This is a genomic window from Corallococcus carmarthensis, from assembly GCF_003611695.1.
Classification (GTDB): Bacteria; Myxococcota; Myxococcia; order Myxococcales; family Myxococcaceae; genus Corallococcus; species Corallococcus carmarthensis.
Genome location: NZ_RAWE01000462.1, coordinates 1 through 1060, shown reverse-complemented (window position 1 = coordinate 1060; position 1060 = coordinate 1). Strand labels below are relative to the sequence as shown.

Annotated in this window: 1 protein-coding gene and 1 pseudogene; one reads left to right on the top strand and one right to left on the bottom strand. The window is 70.7% G+C overall.

Features of this window, described 5'->3' with window-relative positions:
- Positions 1-606: DUF3014 domain-containing protein (locus D7X32_RS44460; protein ID WP_120608483.1), on the top strand; the 606-nt coding region annotated here is incomplete at its 5' end.
- A 42-nt stretch (positions 607-648) separates the two neighbouring features.
- Here D7X32_RS44460 and D7X32_RS45885 read toward each other — a convergent pair.
- Positions 649-1060 (bottom strand): annotated as a pseudogene (locus tag D7X32_RS45885) (hypothetical protein); the annotation flags it as partial.

Sequence of the window (1060 nt, the reverse complement as noted above, 5' to 3'; positions counted from 1 at the left end):
GTGCAGCTCTCCGGCACCGACCCTCGCGTGCGGGACCTGTTGAAGGGACTCTCCAGCGACGCGGACTTCGCGCGCTGGCTGTCCGCCGAGGACCTGGTCCGCCGCTTCGCGGCTTCCGCGAACCTGATCGCCGAAGGCCAGAGCCCGCGCATGCCGCTGTCGTTCATGGCGCCCGCCGGGACCTTCCGCGTGACAAAGCGTCACGGCCGCACGGTGACCGCGCCGGAAAGCCATACCCGCTACGACGGAGTGGCCCGCGTCATCGCCTCCCTGGACGCGAAGATCGCGGGGCAGGTGTATCAGGAGCTCAAGCCGCTCCTGGACGCCGCGCACGGGGAGCTGGCCCCGCCGGGCCGGAGCCTGGATGCGACCCTGTCGCAAGCCATCGGGCGTCTCACCCGGGTCCCCGTCCCGAAGGCGCCCGTGGAGCTGACGCCCAAGGGAGCGCTCTACGTCTACGCGGATCCGGACCTCGAAGCGCTGGGAGCGGCGGAGAAACACCTGCTGCGCATGGGCCCGGAGAACATGCGCAAGGTGCAGGCGAAGCTCACGGAGCTCGCGGCCGCACTGGGCCTGCCCTCCTCCGAGCAGGCCCGTCAGCCTTGAGCCACGCTCCCCGCGAGGCCCCTCAACGAGGGGCCCCCGCGGCTACTGGGACTTCAGCGCGGCGTCCACGTGCCCCGCGTGCACGGCCTGCTTCGTGCCGGCGTCGTGTTCGGAGCGCAGCGCGATCTGGACCTTCTTGATGGTCCCCGTGAAGGGCACCCCGTGCGCGTAGGGGCCCACCGCGGCCCCCGTGTCCTCGCCCACGTCAAACGTCTCTCCGCTCACGGAGAAGAGGAAGGGAATCGTCTTCTCGATGCGCCCCTGGCCCGCGATGCGGCCATTGACCCACAACCGCGCGGTCCCGCCCCGGCCCAGCCCGCCACCGTCGTAGTCGAAGGCCAGCTTCAACGTGACGTCTCCGGGCGGCAGCGCCTCCGCGCACTCGACGGCGTACGACTCATGCCCCATCCAGTTGTAGAAGTAGACGGGCTTCCCGTCGTGGACGGAGAGAGAC